17 protein-coding genes are annotated in these 14,941 nt (G+C 66.3%); 4 read left to right on the forward strand and 13 right to left on the reverse strand.

Annotated features, from left to right (window positions below; translation table 11 throughout):
• Positions 1–12: 12 nt before the first annotated feature.
• The 3 genes from V6M49_RS07235 to V6M49_RS07245 all read right to left on the reverse strand — a co-directional run bounded on the left by V6M49_RS07235 (position 13) and on the right by V6M49_RS07245 (position 1,639).
• Positions 13–462, reverse strand: a complete 450-nt coding sequence (locus tag V6M49_RS07235; RefSeq protein ID WP_332760704.1) for a Dps family protein — start codon at positions 460–462, stop codon at positions 13–15.
• Positions 463–560: 98 nt separating this feature from the next.
• Complete coding sequence (locus V6M49_RS07240; protein ID WP_332760705.1) at positions 561–1,238, reverse strand: O-methyltransferase; 678 nt, start codon at positions 1,236–1,238, stop codon at positions 561–563.
• A gap of 77 nt (positions 1,239–1,315) precedes the next feature.
• Entirely contained in the window at positions 1,316–1,639 is a 324-nt protein-coding gene (locus tag V6M49_RS07245; protein ID WP_141139239.1) for a thiamine-binding protein, read from the reverse strand.
• A 120-nt stretch (positions 1,640–1,759) separates the two neighbouring features.
• Between V6M49_RS07245 and V6M49_RS07250 the strand changes: the two genes are divergently transcribed.
• Complete coding sequence (locus V6M49_RS07250) at positions 1,760–2,395, forward strand: TetR/AcrR family transcriptional regulator (RefSeq protein ID WP_332760706.1); 636 nt, start codon at positions 1,760–1,762, stop codon at positions 2,393–2,395.
• Between the two features lie 162 nt (positions 2,396–2,557).
• Positions 2,558–2,776, forward strand: a complete 219-nt coding sequence (locus V6M49_RS07255) for a hypothetical protein (RefSeq protein ID WP_332760707.1) — start codon at positions 2,558–2,560, stop codon at positions 2,774–2,776.
• A 24-nt stretch (positions 2,777–2,800) separates the two neighbouring features.
• On the opposite strand, the gene V6M49_RS07260 is transcribed toward V6M49_RS07255, so the two are convergent.
• From V6M49_RS07260 to V6M49_RS07280, 5 genes are all read right to left on the reverse strand, one after another.
• A complete protein-coding gene (locus V6M49_RS07260) occupies positions 2,801–3,109 on the reverse strand; it encodes a hypothetical protein (protein WP_141139236.1) in 309 nt (102 codons plus the stop codon).
• Between the two features lie 427 nt (positions 3,110–3,536).
• Positions 3,537–3,848: an AzlD domain-containing protein gene (locus tag V6M49_RS07265; RefSeq protein WP_141139234.1), complete on the reverse strand. Its 312-nt coding sequence runs from the start codon at positions 3,846–3,848 to the stop codon at positions 3,537–3,539.
• A complete protein-coding gene (locus V6M49_RS07270; protein WP_332760712.1) occupies positions 3,845–4,633 on the reverse strand; it encodes an AzlC family ABC transporter permease in 789 nt (262 codons plus the stop codon). The genes V6M49_RS07265 and V6M49_RS07270 overlap by 4 nt, the downstream gene beginning before the upstream one ends.
• On the reverse strand, positions 4,630–5,115 hold the full coding sequence (locus V6M49_RS07275) for a DoxX family protein (RefSeq protein WP_332760708.1): 486 nt from the start codon (positions 5,113–5,115) through the stop codon (positions 4,630–4,632). The genes V6M49_RS07270 and V6M49_RS07275 overlap by 4 nt, the downstream gene beginning before the upstream one ends.
• Positions 5,116–5,162: 47 nt before the next feature.
• A complete protein-coding gene (locus V6M49_RS07280) occupies positions 5,163–6,071 on the reverse strand; it encodes a glycerophosphodiester phosphodiesterase (RefSeq protein WP_141139232.1) in 909 nt (302 codons plus the stop codon).
• 50 nt (positions 6,072–6,121) lie between these two features.
• On the opposite strand from V6M49_RS07280, the gene V6M49_RS07285 reads away from it, so the two are divergent.
• The gene (locus V6M49_RS07285; RefSeq protein WP_141139231.1) at positions 6,122–7,471 is read left to right on the forward strand and encodes a DUF445 domain-containing protein; all 1,350 of its coding nucleotides are present in this window, start codon (positions 6,122–6,124) and stop codon (positions 7,469–7,471) included.
• A 29-nt stretch (positions 7,472–7,500) separates the two neighbouring features.
• Here the strand turns inward: V6M49_RS07285 and V6M49_RS07290 are convergent, their stop codons facing one another.
• Complete coding sequence (locus V6M49_RS07290; protein WP_141139230.1) at positions 7,501–8,250, reverse strand: LamB/YcsF family protein; 750 nt, start codon at positions 8,248–8,250, stop codon at positions 7,501–7,503.
• Positions 8,240–9,043, reverse strand: a complete 804-nt coding sequence (locus V6M49_RS07295; RefSeq protein ID WP_141139229.1) for a hypothetical protein — start codon at positions 9,041–9,043, stop codon at positions 8,240–8,242. Before V6M49_RS07295 ends, V6M49_RS07290 begins: the two co-directional genes overlap by 11 nt.
• A gap of 151 nt (positions 9,044–9,194) precedes the next feature.
• Here V6M49_RS07295 and V6M49_RS07300 point away from each other — a divergent pair, with 151 nt between their 5' ends.
• Complete coding sequence (locus tag V6M49_RS07300; RefSeq protein WP_332760709.1) at positions 9,195–10,538, forward strand: MFS transporter; 1,344 nt, start codon at positions 9,195–9,197, stop codon at positions 10,536–10,538.
• A gap of 47 nt (positions 10,539–10,585) precedes the next feature.
• Here the strand turns inward: V6M49_RS07300 and V6M49_RS07305 are convergent, their stop codons facing one another.
• The 3 genes from V6M49_RS07305 to V6M49_RS07315 all read right to left on the reverse strand — a co-directional run bounded on the left by V6M49_RS07305 (position 10,586) and on the right by V6M49_RS07315 (position 14,926).
• A complete protein-coding gene (locus tag V6M49_RS07305; protein ID WP_332760710.1) occupies positions 10,586–12,928 on the reverse strand; it encodes a glycoside hydrolase family 65 protein in 2,343 nt (780 codons plus the stop codon).
• Between the two features lie 81 nt (positions 12,929–13,009).
• Entirely contained in the window at positions 13,010–13,774 is a 765-nt protein-coding gene (locus V6M49_RS07310) for an HAD family hydrolase (RefSeq protein ID WP_332760711.1), read from the reverse strand.
• A gap of 525 nt (positions 13,775–14,299) precedes the next feature.
• Positions 14,300–14,926, reverse strand: coding sequence for an alpha/beta hydrolase (locus V6M49_RS07315; RefSeq protein ID WP_141139225.1), 627 nt, complete (start codon positions 14,924–14,926; stop codon positions 14,300–14,302).
• Positions 14,927–14,941: the final 15 nt, after the last annotated feature.

A 14,941-nucleotide genomic window follows, 5' to 3' on the forward strand; every position in this document is an offset into this window, starting at 1 on the left:
CAGCAGATTCCTTCAGTTTTCCCGGGTCCTCCGTGGTCCGGGTGTCAGGCGGGGTCGGCGGCGAGGTGGCCTCTTCTGAGACCGAGGCCAGTCCCCCCAGTCGTCGTCGGCCCCCTCATTTTGGACATCCCGCATCGTCTGCACTGTCCGCTCCAGCCGGGCCGTGACCAGTTTGACGGCGTCCTTCGTGGAAATCAGCCCGCCGGCGATCTCGTCCAGCCGCGTGTCTGCGGCCACGGTGTGGCTCCGTCCGTCGGGTAAGGCGTGGAGTGCACGCATCCGCTCCGCCGTGTCGTCGGCAAACTGCCTGACACTGGCGATGATCTCGTCGAGCTGCAGGTGAAGGTCGCGGAAGTTGGTGCCCACTATGTTCCAGTGGGCCTGCTTGGCCTGGAGATGCAGCTCAATCAGGTCCGTGAGGACCATCTGAAGATTGCTGGCAAGGGTGGGTGACGCTTTCATCGTGTTCCTCCAGTGCAGGCGGTTCCGGACGGGGCATCGGCCGGACAGTCATTCTAAGCATACTTAGCAATTAACTAATGACCGGGCGCCGCCTGCGCTCAGCGGACGCGTGCCAGAGCGAACCCGTCCCAGCCTTTGGACCCGACCGTCTGGATCACGGTGGCATCGAGCTGCGGATGTTGGCCCAGCAATTCCAGGGCGCTGATGATCCCGGGGGCATTGATCTGGTCCATGGAAGGATCCAGCACCGCGCCCTCCCAGACGGCGTTGTCCAGGACCACCACGGTTCCCGGCCTGCCCAGGCGCACGGCCCACTCAAGGTACGCGGCGTCGTTTTCCTTGTCCGCATCGATGAACACAAAGTCGAACGGCTCTTGCCCCTCCGACTGCAGCGCGGCCAGGGTGTCCAGGGCAGCGCCCACCCGGATCTCCACTTTGTCCCCCAAGCCGGCAGCCTCCACATTCGCCCTGGCGATGTCCGCATGTTTGGCGAGGTATTCGCACGTCACCAGCCGGCCGCCGTCGGGCAGTCCCTGCGCCATCCAGATGGTGCTAAACCCTGCTAGCGTGCCGATCTCCAGCACCCGGCCGGCGCCGGACAGCTGGACCAGGAGCTTCAGCAGCTTGCCGGCGTTGGGCGTCACTTCAATGGGCGGCATCCCGGCGTCGACGGCGGAGCGCACGGCCTGTATAAGCGCAGTGTCTGGGTGCACCACTGTGGTTGTGAGAAAGTCTTCCACTGCCACCCACCCCGGCTGGGTCTTGTGCTCAAACATGGCCACAGTCTGGCACGCAGGCACGCGACGGTCTAGGAGGCCGGCCGGCGCCAAAAGAATGCCTGGCGTGACGGGAATTAGGAACCGTCTGAGAGTGCCTCTTCCAGGCGGTCCACCTTGGCGCTGAGCTCGCCCTTATAGCCGGGCCGGATGTCTGCCTTGATGACCAGTGAGACGCGGCTGCCAAACTCTCCGACGGCTTCGGTGGCGCGCTTAACGACGTCGAAAACCTCGTCCCATTCGCCCTCGATGGTGGTGAACATTGAGTCCGTCTGGTTGGGCAGGCCCGACTCCCGGACGATCCGCACGGCGGCCGCAACGGCGTCGTGCACTGATGCGTCGGTGGGACGCGATCCCCCTGCAGGCGTACCGGACGGGGCGACTGAAAATGCAAGCAACATAGGGCAAGTCTGCCATGTGGCCCAACCCGAAACGGGTCTGGTGAGGCCGGCGAAGCGTCACATACGTTGCTACCCTACGGTAACCATGAAGGCTGCCTGCGGCATTGCTAACCTGAACGAATGAGCATTGCTGTCGTCCGCAAGCCACTACGCGCAGACGCTGCCCGGAATGTGGACAAGATCATCCTGGCCGCGCGCCAGTGCTTCCGCGAGCATGGGCCGGAGGTTCCGCTCCAGACCATCGCACTGACGGCAGGCGTTGGCCCGGCCACCCTGTTCCGGAACTTCGCCGACAAGGAGGAGCTGGTCCTGGCGGCCCTCAACCGGCAGCTCCGGGAGTCGGTGGACCCTGTCATGGCGGACGCGTTGGCGGACATCGACGCAACTGCGGGACTGCTGCGCGTCCTCGAGGCCATCATGGCCGCGGCCAGTGCCGATGCCAACCTGCTGGGCGCCGTTGCGGGCCGCCGCGAACTCCTCACCGGAATCACCGGCTCACTGATGGATTCCATGAGCGTCCTGCTGGGCCGAGGCCAAGGTCAAGGCACCCTGCGTGCGGATATTTCCATGACTGACATGTTCCGCCTGCTCGCCATGCTGATCGGCGTCGTGGACACCATGGAGCCCGGTTCCGATGCCTGGCGCCGCCCGCTTGCCCTGATCGAGGACGCCATCCGCACGGAACGGCCCCACCGTCCGCTGCCCACGCATGTGCCGCTGCCCGCACCGCAGCTGCAGGGTCCACAGTTCACCTGACAGCACGCGCACTCCCGCCGGACCACCACCACGGGCGCCCCATTGTTGGTGTCCAAACGTTGGATTAGACTCAAGTAAGGTTACGCAGCCAGCCTCTGAATCTTCAGAGGAGTATCAGTTGAAACACACCCAGCGCAGCCAATCCAACGCCATAGTCCGCCGATGAACCAGACCCACTTGTCCCAGGTTATCCACGACCCCCGCGGCCCCGAGGAGATCCTGCCGTCGCTGGCGGCGGAGGACTTGGCCAATCTGCTGGACGCCCTCTACCAAAACCTCGACACTCCCACCCCGATATTCGGTGCACAGGCGTGGTACGAGCTGGCCGTCGAGGAAAGCGCCCGCCGGACCGGGTCGCCAGAGGATGAGCAAACCGCCTGACCGGCGTACACACCGCCCGGATTCCTAGGGCTGGCGGTCTTCGGGCGTGTCCTCCTGCGGCCCGGCGCGGTCTTCCCTCTCCGCCGTGGGAGGCACCTGGCCGTGCTTGTGAGGCTCATGATCGTAGTGATGGGGCACGTGCTCCTTGGCCTCCAACAGGTGCTGCTGCAGCTTCTCCTCCGCATCGCGGCGGCGCCGGGAGGTATCCCGCAGTTCCCGCGTCGATTCGGAGACAGTGGTGTCATAGACCGGCCGCGGCTTCGGGTCTGAAGCCTGGGGGTTGTCGGTTCCGCTGTCCGGATCCGGCGTGTTGGGCTCTGGCTGTTCGTTCATCTTGACTGACTCCTTTAGGCCGTAGCGACAGCCTCACGCCGATACACCGGCCGGCCATCAATCGTCAGGTTCCGTTTCCCGGTTTCGGAGTTCGGCCCGTACGGCCGCGTGCAGGGCGGTGATGTTTGCTTCCTGGCTGACGTCCAGAGCCAGTCTCATCCGCTCGGAGAGTACAACCAGGTCCTCCGGCGGCACGTCTGCCAGGGACCGGAACCGGGTAAAGAAGCGCTTGACCGGTATCCCGGCGCGCCAACCGTCACGTGCTGGACGGCGGGTTTTGCCGGGTCTCGCACCGGCTGGGTGCAGCCTTATTTCCATGGTCAGCGCTCTCACGAGAGTCCACGGCCAACTGCATAGCCAGGCCCATGCTATAACGCATATGAGCCGCACCACCAGTGTTCCGGCGTCGGTTTCACCAGATCGGCGGTCAGTTCCATCCGATGAGCCGCAGCAGGGCTGCGGCACCGGCGCCCACCAGCACCACCAGCAGGAAGGGCGCCCGGAAAGCCAACGCGACGGCGGCGGCGGCGAGGGCTCCCAGCCGCGCGTCGGCGGCCAGCGTCTGGCCGGACGCCACAGTGTTGACAATGGTCAGGGATGCCAGAAGTCCGATGGTCATGGTGCCGGCGATACGCGACATCCGGGGGTCCTTCAGCAGCTTCGCCGGGACGAAATAGCCCACCAGCTTCCACGCGTAGGCAAGGACGCACGCCAGCAACAACCAGATCCAGAGATTCATGCGCCCGCCTGCCCGTGCCCGTGGCCGTCCCTCTGGTTGTCCAGGTGCGCGTCCCGGGTTTTATCCCGGCGCCCGTGGTGCTCGTCGTAGGGATCCACGTCCGGCTCCAGGCCTTCATCACTGCGTCCGTGGCTGAACCAGCCGATCACTGCAGCCACCACCGCGGCGATCAGGATGGGCACGCCCGCGGGAACGAAAGGCACGGCCAGCACAGTGGCCAGTGCGCACACCACGGCAATCGCCGCCGGTTCCCGCCCCTTGAGCCGCGGCCACAGCAGGGCCAGGAATGCGGCCACTGCCGCACCGTCCAGGCCCCACTGTTTGGGATCACCCAATCCGCTTCCTGCGAGGGCCCCCACGGCGGTGAAAAGGTTCCATAGTACGTAGATGCCAATGCCGGCCGTCCAGAAACCGCGGCGTTGCTCGTCGGGGTCGGTCTGCCCGCTGCTGGTGGCGGTCGACTCGTCAATGGTGACTTGTGCGGCAACATACTTCCGCCAGCCCGTCGGATGCAGGAGGGCGTTGAGCTGCATGCCGTAGATGCCGTTCCGCATGCCCAACAACGTGGCTGCGCTCATGGCGGCAATTCCGGAGCCTCCGCCCGCCACCACACCGATGAACGCGAACTGGGAACCGCCGCTGAAAAGCAGCAGGCTGAGCGCCATGGTCTGCCAGAAATCAAGTCCAGAGGTGACGGACAGCGCGCCGAAAGACACTCCGTAGAGGCCGGTGGCGATGCTGATCGAGATTCCCACCCGCACGGCGGGCGAGGCGAGCAGCTTCACCGCCGTCGTCCCGGGTTCCGCAGGCTCCAGGCCCACAGGATGAGCGGCAGCTGAAGCGGAAACCGGACGGTGTGTACCTTGCGCTGCGTCGGGGACCCGGCGGAGCCATAGGCGCGGCGAAGCGCGTCCACGTGGCCGGCCAGGAATACCGTGAACATTGCAGTCACAGCGGTGGCGGTTGCCCGCCGTGTCACCGGGATCAGGAGGCCGACGGCGGCACCCGCCTCCAGCAGTCCGCTCACTGCAATCCATTCCTCCCGTGACATCACCGCCAGGGGCCGCCGACCGCCGTCGGGCGCTGGCACTGCGCGCCCCGCCAGCGACTCGCCGGCACCTGGAGTCTCGCGGCACAGATAATCCGGGACCACCTGTTCGAAGAACCGCGGCTCGCGGAAGTGCTTCATGGCGCTGGTCATCAGCAGCGCGCTCATGGCCGCCGCGGACACTGTTTGGGTGGCCCGGGCGGACCAGCGAAAAGGCATGGGTCCACTCAATCACAGCGCCGCCCCGGGGGCTAAACAGCAGCGACTCAGGACGGCAGCTGGACCTGTTGCCCGCTCGATTGCAGCTGCGCCAATACCCTGGCCGGTTTGTTCGTGGTGATCTCGTGGATTCCCAGCCCTTGGCAGAGCGCCACATCCCGCTCCGAATCAACGGTCCACACGCGGAAGCGGCGGCCGGACTCCAGCCAGCGCTGCACGGTCCGGGCGTGCTCGCGGACGTACATGATTCCGGGCCCCGCGAGTCCCACGTCGCACTCGTCCAGGATGCGTTCGCCTTCCAGCTGCGCCGCCTTCATCAGGTTGGCGATGGCGCCGCCAGCCAGGGGGCCGAGGCTGAGTTCGTCACGGAGTTCGTCGACGTCGATGTCGTCCACCAGTTGGCAGATGAATTCGGCCGGCACACTCCGGAGCAGGTGCTTTACGGAATCCGGGCTGAAGCTCATGAACGTCACCTGGATGTTGTCCACCGAAGAAGTTCCGGGGTCCCAGCCTTCGCCCCGGAGCACGTCCAGCACACGGTCTTCGAGTTTCAGTTGGTAAGGACTGGGGTGCTTGAGCTCGATTGCCAGGCCGATGGGCCGGCCAGCGCCGCGCAGGATGTCCAAGAGTTGGGGGAGCGTGAGGAACTGCTCTGACTTTGCGCCGTATTCCTCCGGGATCCGGGCGCCTTTCCACGACGAGAAGTCCAGCAGCCGCAGCTCCGCCAGTGTTCGGTCAGCAACAGGTCCGGTTCCGTCCGAGGTCCGGTCCAGGTTGGCGTCATGGAGCAGCACGGCGTGCTGGTCCCGCGTCAAGTGGACGTCGCACTCCACCCCGTCCGCGCCGTCGGCAATGGCCTGGAGGTAAGCGGCGCGCGTGTGTTCGGCAAATGCCGCGCTGGCGCCCCGGTGGGCAAAAACCAGTGGCCGTTGCGGCTCAGACTCCTCGAATGTCATGAGGACACGCTAGCGGACGCCACCCGGCGGCTCGGCGCTAGGCTGGGCACATGCAGGTGAACTCTGAGCCAACTACCCGCCAGGACCCGTCCCGGCCCGCAGGCCCCGCGCCGCGGTCGCCCAAGGCGAGGGCCGCCGTCGTCGGTCATCAACTCAGCGCCGGGGACGCCGAAAAGGCGGCAGCGCTGCGGAAAATGAAGCTGGTGGCGCTGGGACTCCTCATTGCCATGGCCGTCATTTTTGTGTTCGCATTCGCGCTGCAGAAAGAGTATCCGTGGCTGCAGTACGTCCGCGCCGCGGCTGAGGGCGGCATGGTGGGCGCGCTGGCCGACTGGTTCGCCGTGACCGCGCTGTTCAAGTACCCCATGGGCATCAAGATCCCGCACACAGCTATTATCCCGCGCCGCAAGGACCAGATCGGGGCGTCGCTGGGTGAGTTTGTGGAGACCAACTTCCTGTCCGAGCAGGTGGTCCAGGAGAAGCTCGCTTCGGTGGACCTCGCCCGGAAGGCCGGCCAGTGGCTCGCCGGACCGGGTGGCGCCGAGCGCGTGGCGAAGGATGGTGCCGCCGTCATCCGCGGCGCGTTCAAGGTGTTGAACGACGACGACGTCCAAGCGGTCATCGAGGGAATGGTGCGTAAGCACCTGCTGGCTCCGCCGTGGGGACCGCCGGTGGGCAGGATGGCGGAGCGGATTTTTGCGGACGGGCACCACCACAAGCTGGTGGACCTGCTGGTGGACCGCGCCGCGGACTGGGTGGACGACAATCACGAAACCGTCAGCCGGCTGGTCTCGGACCGCTCCCCCACCTGGGTCCCGCAGTTCGTGGACGGGCTGGTGGGCGACAAGGTGTACGTGGAGATCCTCAAGTTCACGCGCGCCGTCCAGTCCGATCCGAACCACCAGGTCCGGCAGCAGATCGACAAGTACCTGAACGATCTCGCGCAGGACCTTCAGCATGATCCCGCGATGATCGCCCGGGCCGAGGACATCAAGGCACAGGTTCTGGGAGATCCAGAGGTCCGCGAGCTGGCCTCCCGCACCTGGGGAACCGTGAAGAGCGCCCTGTTGTCTGCGGTGGACGATCCGGACAGTGAACTGACGGTCCGGTTCAAGGTTGCCGTCCGCGACTTCGGCTCGCGCCTGGTCAACGACGCCGAACTGGCCGGCAAGGTCAACGCCTGGATCGGCGACGCCGCGGGGTACCTGGTGCGGACCTACCGCTCCGACATCGCCGGCGTGATCACCGATACCGTGGCCCGCTGGGATGCCCAGGAAACGTCGCAGAAGATCGAACTCCAGGTGGGCAAGGACCTGCAGTTCATCCGGATCAACGGCACCGTGGTGGGCTCACTGGCCGGGCTGGTCATCTTCAGCGCGGCGCACCTGGTGTTCGGCTGACCTGGCCCTTCAAAAGCAACGCGGGGCGGTTACGCGAAGGACTCCAGCTGCACGCCGGCCGCTTCGAGCCCGGCGCGAACACCGGCGGCCATTTCCACGGCCCCGGGGGTGTCGCCATGGATGCACAGGGAGTCGGGCCGGACCTGAACCACCGTTCCGTCCACGGCCACAACTTCGCCCTTCGTCGCGAGCCGCACTGCGCGCTCAACGATCGAGTCGACGTCGTGGAGGACAGCACCAGCCTGGGAGCGCGGCACCAAGCTCCCGTCCGCCTGGTAGGCACGGTCCACAATGGCCTCAACAAAGACCGGGTGGCCGGCTTCCTTGGCCTGGATCAGCAGCTGTGAGCCCGGCAGCCCGAGGATCGGCAGGCCGGGGTCGTAGGCCTGGATGGCGGCAACCACGGCGGAGGCCTGCTCGGCGTCGTGGACCAGGCGGTTGTACAGGGCGCCATGCGGCTTGACGTAGTCAACGGAGGCACCGACGGCGTGCGCCACGCCGTCGAGCGCGCCCAGCTGGTAGAGGACGTCGCCGAACAGCTCGTCGAAGGACATGTCCAGGGACCGGCGGCCGAAGCCGGCCAGGTCCCGGTAGCCCACGTGCGCACCGACGGTGACGTCGAGTTCGAAGGCGGCGCGGCAGCTGTCCAGCATGGTGACGGGATCCCCCGCGTGGAACCCGCAGGCCACGTTCGCGCTGGTCACCAGCCGGAACATGGCGGCGTCGTCCCCCATGCTCCACGAGCCGAACGATTCGCCGAGGTCAGCGTTAAGATCCAAGGTTGTTGCCTTCCAAAGTAAGTTTTTCCGGTTCCGCCGCCACAGCCTTGAGCTCCCCCGGGATGGTGTCCGGCACGGGGCCAAAGGCTTCCTTGGCGTTGGCCACCACGGCACGGCCCATTATGAGGTTACCGGCACCGCCCACCACCGCGCCGATGCCGAACGGAAGCGCCCGGCCAAGCAGCGCCGTGCCCTGGCGTTTGAGTAGGTTCTTGAGGAAGGCCTTCTGGATCTTGTTCCGAATGGCACCGAAGCCCGATGGCATGGACTTGGTCAGCACGTTGCCCCATGCCTGGGTGGCGCTGGCTCCCTTGCCCATGGCCTGGCCGCTCAGCGTTCCCAGCAGGGCGGTGCCTTCTTCGCCCAGCATGATGGCCATGACCATGGTGCTGGCCTTTTCCGGGTTGGTCAGCCGGATGCCATGAAGTTCTGCCAGCGAGGTGGCATAGAGTGCCGTGGCTTCGAGGAAGCCAACGGTCGCCACGGCGGAGAGGCCCAGGGAGGCCACGGTTCCGACGCCGGGCACAACGGCGGTTGCCCCGACGATCGCACCGCCGCCGGTCACCGCCCGCAGGTAGTCGCGTTCGAGGATCTCCGCGAGCCTGGCGGCGCTGGCGCGCGGGTGTTTGCGTTGCAGCCGCCGGACGTAGGCGAGCACCAGCGGCCGCTGGATTTCGACTGCCCGGAGGAGCATGTTGTGGACTCCGGGTTTCGGCTTGCCGTCGGCGTCGAACACCGCGTTGTGGGCGGTCTCCTGTGCGATACGTACTGCGGGATTGCTGCGCTTGGCCATGGTCACCTCTGCTTCGGTACTGCTTGTGTCCGCCGGCAGTTTTTGGCTGCGGCCCTGCCTTAACACTAAGGGTGCTTAAGAGTAAAGCGGTCCCGGCGCCGGGCCCCGGCGTTGAGTTCCGCCAAAATCCAGCCCAGCCTAGACTTGCCCTATGCCCACACTCCAAGCCCTGCGGCCCTTTGCGCACCGCGAGTACCGGGTCCTCATAGCGGCGCTCGCCATCTCCATTTTCGGATCGGGAATGTGGGCTGTCGCCATGGTCTACCAGGTGATCCACCTCGGCGGCGGCCCGCTGGAGCTGTCACTGGTTGCTACTGCCGGCAGCATCGGGCTGGTGGCCTTTGTCCTCGCGGGCGGGATCGCCGCTGACCGCGTGCCGCAGCGGCTCCTGATCATTGCCGTTGAAGGCGCCAACCTCGCCGTTATCGCGGCGATCAGCGGGCTGGCCATGGCAGGGTGGCTGCAGCTGTGGCATCTCGCCGTGGGCAGCTTTGTGCTGGGCGTGGGCGCCGCCTTCTTCTTCCCTGCCTACTCCGCGATCCTGCCGCGCATCCTGCCGCCCGAGGACCTGCTGGCCGCGAATGGCATGGAGGGGACCATGCGGCCCATCCTCCAGCAGGCGGCGGGACCCGCCGTCGCGGGCGTGGTGGTGGCCGCGCTCTCGCCGTCGCACGCCGTGACCGGAGTGGCCACCTGCCACCTGCTGGCGTTCATCGTCCTGAACTTCCTGGGGCGCCATGCACTGGACGCGCCCCACAACGGGGCCGACGGCGGGGCTCACGGCGGGAGCGCGGGGGCCGGGGCAGACGCCGGGGCAACGGGCCACGCGAAAACGTCCTTCTTCCACGACCTCCGCGAGGGCATCAGCTACACCGTCCGCACGCCGTGGCTGCTGTGGACCTTGCTGTGGGCCTGCGTTTCCGTGCTCTTCCTGATCGGTCCCATCGAAGTGCTGATGCCGTTTGTGGTCCGCGACCAGCTGGGCGGCGACTCGAGAATGTTCGGCTTCCTGCTGGCCGTGATGGGCGTGGGCGGGGCCGTCGGCTCGCTGGTCACGGCTTCCTTGAAACTGCCGCGCCGCTACCTCACGGTGATGATGGTGTCCTGGGGTGCGGGCAGCCTGCCGCTCGCCGCCGTCGGCATTCTGGACAGCTTCTGGACCGTGGCCGCCGCAATGTTCGTCTGGGGCGCCACCGGCAGCGTGGGCATGGTCATCTGGGGCACGCTGCTGCAGCGACGCGTGCCCAGCCACCTGCTGGGACGGGTCTCCAGCCTGGACTTCTTTGTGTCCCTCGCGCTGATGCCCATCTCCATGGCACTTGCCGGACCGGCAGCCGAGGTCTTCCCCATCTGGGCAATTTTCCTGGCCGCCGGCGTCGTCTGCCCCGTCCTGGCGGTGATCGCCATGATCGCCGCCCGGATGCCCGCCGACGAACTGGCCCACCCGCTGGACAGGCAAGTTGCAGTGGAACGCACGACGGCGGCAGGAGACTGACGCGCCCCGTCACCCAGGCGCGTAATCACCTCAGGCGCGCAATCACGTCAGGCGCGGAACCCCACAATGGGGAGGCTCGCCGTCGGGGGCCCGCTGGGGAAGACAGTACGTTCCGGAACTTCAAAGGGATCCAGGGCAACACGGACCGGGTCCGCACCAATGGTGTGAACCTGGCCGCGGACATCCACGTCGAGCGGTCCGCCGCTGCGGACGCTGAGCGTGAGTGCCCCGGCGTCGAGCTCCACCAGCAGGAGCCGACCCTGGACCTTCAGGTGGAAGGACAGTGCCTCCCACTCGGCCGGCAGCCGCGGATCGAAGAACGGCAGCTGGCCCTGGTCCCGAAGCCCGGCAAAACCGGAGACCAGCGAGCTCCAGACTCCCCCGGCGGAGGCGATGTGCACGCCGTCGATCGTGTTGCCATGGGTGTCGTCCAGGTCGATGAAAACGGCGTTCGTGAAGTGCTCCAGGGCGGCCTCGGGGTGCCCCACCTCGGCGGCCATGATCCCCTGCACGCAGGCGGACAGGGTGGAATCGCCGGTGGTGATGGGATCGTAAAAATCGAACGCGCGGCGCTTCTCCTCGGCGGAGAAGTCCTGCCACTGCAGGAACATGGCCAGCACGGTGTCTGCCTGCTTCAGCACCTGGTGCCGGTAGATCACCAGCGGGTGGAAGTTCAGCAGCAACGGGTACTTGGACCGGGGGGTGGTCCAGTCCCACGGCTCCAGGGTCATGAAGTCGTTGTCCTGCGAGTAGACCTGCAGGTCTTCGTCGAAGGGCAGGTGGATGCGGGCCGCGGCCTGCTCCCACAGCTCGCGTTCGGCGTCGTCGATCTCCGGGTGGTCCAGCGCCGCAGCAGCGCGCAGGTTAAAGCGGGCCATCACGTTGGTGTAGAGGTTGTCGTTGACAACCGCCGTGTACTCGTCAGGGCCGGTTACGCCATGGATGTGGAAGGCCCCTGCCTTGCCGAAGAAGCCCAAGGCGGCCCACATGCGGGCGGTTTCGATCAGGAGTTCGGCACCCATACCCTCGCGGAAGGTTTCGTCGCCGCTGGCCCACAGGTAGCGGTTGGTGGCGAAGGCGATGGCCGCTGCGATGTGGAACTGCGCCGTGCCGGCGGCGTAATAGGCGCTGGCTTCCAGGCCGTTGATGGTGCGCCACGGGAACAGTGCGCCCTCCACGCTGAGCTCCTTGGCCCGGATCTTGGCGGCCGGCAGCATGTCGTGCCGGAACTCCAGGACCTGGCGGGCACCATCGGGGTTGGTGTAGGTGAGGTAGGGCAGGAGGTAGACCTCCTGGTCCCAGAAGTAGTGCCCCTCATAGCCTGAGCCCGTGACGCCCTTGGCGGGGATGCCGGCGATGTCGGCCCGGGCGGTGGCCTGGGCCAGCTGGAACAGGTTCCAACGGATGGCTTGCTGGAGCTCGGGCTGGCCGCCCACCACGATGTCCGAGGTGTCCCAGTACGCGCGGTAATGCTCGCGGCTTTCGGTGAAGATGTCATCCACAGACCGGAGCCCGGCTTCGGCGGCCTCCGCCGCGTCCCGATCCGAGTCCTGGACGCCGCGGCCGGCGGCATAGCTGACGCTCTTTTCGAGCCGGAACGGCTCGTCGGCGCGGACGGCAAGGACGTACCGGACGCTGCTGTCGTCTTCGCCTGCCACAGTCTCAAAGGGCTGGTGGCCGGCGGAAGTCCAGTGGTCCACGGCGATTCCCACGCGCTGCCCGGATTCCGCCGCTTCCCAGGAGAGGCGGAGCGAGCCGTCGCCGCCGTCGGTCCTTACCGGCAGCAGGACCCGGCCTGCGTGCCGGCCTGCCCGGCGCGGGTCATGCGCCGAGTGGTCCTCCACAGGCTGGTCCTGGCGGTTGATGACGGAGGACGTCACATCGGCGGAAACCTCGCGGTCCGAAGCTACTTCGAGCGAGATGCCCAGGCTGCCGCGTGAGGCGAAGCCCACGGCGCGGCGTTCGGTGGTGGTCACCGTGGCGCCGGACCGGCACAGCCAGGTGATCCGGCATTCGTAGATGCCGGTGGCGAAGTCGACTGAGCGGCGGTAGTCCAGCACGGCTGATTCGGCGAGGGTCAGGCTCTCGCCGTCGATGATCACCGTGAAGTTGTTCGCATCAGGGATGTAGATGATCCGCTGCCCGGTCCGGGCGAAGCCGAACGCGTTCTCCGCATGCTTGATGTCCCAGATCTCATGGAGGCCGTTGATGAAGCTGCCCGGAAGGTCTGCGTCCGAGGCCGCCCAGTGCGCACCGCGGATGCCCAGATGGCCGTTGCCCAGGGCAAACAGCGTCTCAAGGGTGCCCGCGCTGCCCGGCTGGTGGCGTGTTTCCACAAGCTGCCAGGGGGTGTTGGGGAACCGTTCGCGGTCCGCGGTGATAAGAGCCATGGTGTTGGGGTCCTTTGGCGTTGTGCGTTGCGGGGAAGTGCTTCGTGCCTGAGGCCGGGGAGCGTCAGGCGGCGATGGCTGTTAGAGCAGTTCGTCGAGGTCGTTGACCACGCTCGTGGCTCCGGCGTCGAGCAGGGTCTGCCGGCCGGCGCCGCGGTCCACGCCGATCACTGAGTGGAACTGCCCCGCGTGTCCGGCCTGGACGCCCGAGACGGCGTCCTCAACCACCACGCACTCTTCGCTGGGCAGGCCCAGCAGTTCCGCGGCGTACTGGTACGTTGCGGGGCTCGGTTTGCCGGGCAGGCCCTGGGCCGCAGCCACCACACCATCAACCACTATTTCGAAGTGCCCGTTCAGGCCGGCGGCTTTAAGCACAGCCGGAGCGTTCCGGGATGAGGAGACGACGGCGACCTTGAGTCCGCGGTCCACGGCGGCTTCCAGGAAGCGCACCGAGCCTTCAAACGGTTCGACGCCGGCGCTGACGATGTCGTTGAAAACCTTGTTCTTCCGGTTGCCCAGTCCCTGGACGGTGGCGTCCTGCCCGGGGTTCTCGATGGAACCTTGACCGGTGGTGCCGTCACTGGGCGCGCCTTCGGGCAGCACGATGCCGCGGGACGCCAGGAAGTCCCGGACGCCGTCGAACCTGGGCTTGCCGTCGATGTGATCGAAGTAATCGTCCTCCCGGTAGCCGGGCACATCCGGACGGGACGCCAGGAAGCCCTCGAAGAGTTCCTTCCACGCCTGTTCGTGGACAGTGGCCGTGGGGGTCAGCACGCCGTCGAGGTCGAACAGGATGGCGGAGGCAGTGGTCCAGCTGGTGCTTTGGGTTTTCAGAACGTCAGTCATGCGCGGTGTCCTTTCAGACGGCGGGCAACAGGCGGGATGTCACGGGCGGGATGTCACTGGGCGGTAAGTAGTGGGGCTATGTAAGCGGGGGCTGTGCAAACAGGCGGAACGTGGAAGAGCTGGCAGAAAAGCGGCGGGCAGCAAGGAGGGGTCCATGCAAGGAGCGGGGAGGGGCGGCCACGATGCCGCCCTGGTCAGCAGAGACGGCTAAGGGCCGCGGTAAAACCACGGCGGGCCGATGGGCTGCTGTTTAACGTCTTCTTCCATCATGAGCGCCTTGGCACGGCCTGACAACTTGGCGGAGCAGGCATCGCGGCGCAAGGCGGGCAGGAGGCCTGGATGGAGGCCTGGCACATGGCATCTGTCCGGCTGCCCTTTCCGACGGTTTCCAATGGCCCGCAAGAGCCGGCCACCGACGAGTGTAAGCGCTTACAAATTTCGCGCGCAACTGTTTTTTCTCATATTGCGATACGGGGCACACGCCCGGCCGGGCACAGGGTTCAACAGATCACACGCTTGAACCGATTACGCAGTTGAGCCGAGCACGTAGTGGCGCAGGAACGCGCTGACGTCCACCATCTCCGTCTTGCTCATGGCGTGACCCATGCCCGGATACGTCCTGGCAGTCAATCGGGTGTTTTCGGTCAGCCATTGTCCCGTGTAGGCCGTGGCGTCCTCATTGATCACCAGGTCCGCCTTGTCCCGCCCCCAGAAGAAGGGCGGCGGGGCCGTGAAGGATTCGGTCAGGGACAGCAGCTCGTTTTCCAGCACAAACCCGGAGAGCCCAACCGTGGCCCTGTAATCCGCGGGATGGAGCCGGAGCAGCGTGCTGGCCATGGCCATCCCCTGCGAGTAACCCAACAGACTTACGCTGCTGTGCTGGCCCCTGACAGAGTTAATCCACGCCTGGACGGTGTTGGTGGCAGCGATGACATCCGCGAAATCGTTGGCCAGGAAGTAGTCCAGCAGGAACCAGCCATAGTGGTCGCCGATCACCATGGGTGCGCGCAGGGCAACACAAGTGAACTCGGCCGGCAGGTATTCGAACAGCCGCACCATCCGCGACTCATCGGTGCCGTAGCCATGCATCATGACCAGCAGAGGCGTGCCCTCCCGTTCACTTTCCGGCTTGGACCACGTAACTGTTTCCATCGGATCAGCGTAGCC

Source organism: Pseudarthrobacter sp., assembly GCF_036675385.1.
Lineage (GTDB): Bacteria > Actinomycetota > Actinomycetes > Actinomycetales > Micrococcaceae > Arthrobacter.

Bases quoted from the DNA above. Each gene is read 5' to 3' on its own strand.
- V6M49_RS07235 (WP_332760704.1), bottom strand. From the start codon at position 462: ATGAAAGCGTCACCCACCCTTGCCAGCAATCTTCAGATGGTCCTCACG.
- V6M49_RS07240 (WP_332760705.1), bottom strand. From the start codon at position 1,238: ATGTTTGAGCACAAGACCCAGCCGGGGTGGGTGGCAGTGGAAGACTTT.
- V6M49_RS07245 (WP_141139239.1), bottom strand. From the start codon at position 1,639: ATGTTGCTTGCATTTTCAGTCGCCCCGTCCGGTACGCCTGCAGGGGGA.
- V6M49_RS07250 (WP_332760706.1), top strand. From the start codon at position 1,760: ATGAGCATTGCTGTCGTCCGCAAGCCACTACGCGCAGACGCTGCCCGG.
- V6M49_RS07255 (WP_332760707.1), top strand. From the start codon at position 2,558: ATGAACCAGACCCACTTGTCCCAGGTTATCCACGACCCCCGCGGCCCC.
- V6M49_RS07260 (WP_141139236.1), bottom strand. From the start codon at position 3,109: ATGAACGAACAGCCAGAGCCCAACACGCCGGATCCGGACAGCGGAACC.
- V6M49_RS07265 (WP_141139234.1), bottom strand. From the start codon at position 3,848: ATGAATCTCTGGATCTGGTTGTTGCTGGCGTGCGTCCTTGCCTACGCG.
- V6M49_RS07275 (WP_332760708.1), bottom strand. From the start codon at position 5,115: ATGCCTTTTCGCTGGTCCGCCCGGGCCACCCAAACAGTGTCCGCGGCG.
- V6M49_RS07280 (WP_141139232.1), bottom strand. From the start codon at position 6,071: ATGACATTCGAGGAGTCTGAGCCGCAACGGCCACTGGTTTTTGCCCAC.
- V6M49_RS07285 (WP_141139231.1), top strand. From the start codon at position 6,122: ATGCAGGTGAACTCTGAGCCAACTACCCGCCAGGACCCGTCCCGGCCC.
- V6M49_RS07295 (WP_141139229.1), bottom strand. From the start codon at position 9,043: ATGGCCAAGCGCAGCAATCCCGCAGTACGTATCGCACAGGAGACCGCC.
- V6M49_RS07300 (WP_332760709.1), top strand. From the start codon at position 9,195: ATGCCCACACTCCAAGCCCTGCGGCCCTTTGCGCACCGCGAGTACCGG.
- V6M49_RS07305 (WP_332760710.1), bottom strand. From the start codon at position 12,928: ATGGCTCTTATCACCGCGGACCGCGAACGGTTCCCCAACACCCCCTGG.
- V6M49_RS07310 (WP_332760711.1), bottom strand. From the start codon at position 13,774: ATGACTGACGTTCTGAAAACCCAAAGCACCAGCTGGACCACTGCCTCC.
- V6M49_RS07315 (WP_141139225.1), bottom strand. From the start codon at position 14,926: ATGGAAACAGTTACGTGGTCCAAGCCGGAAAGTGAACGGGAGGGCACG.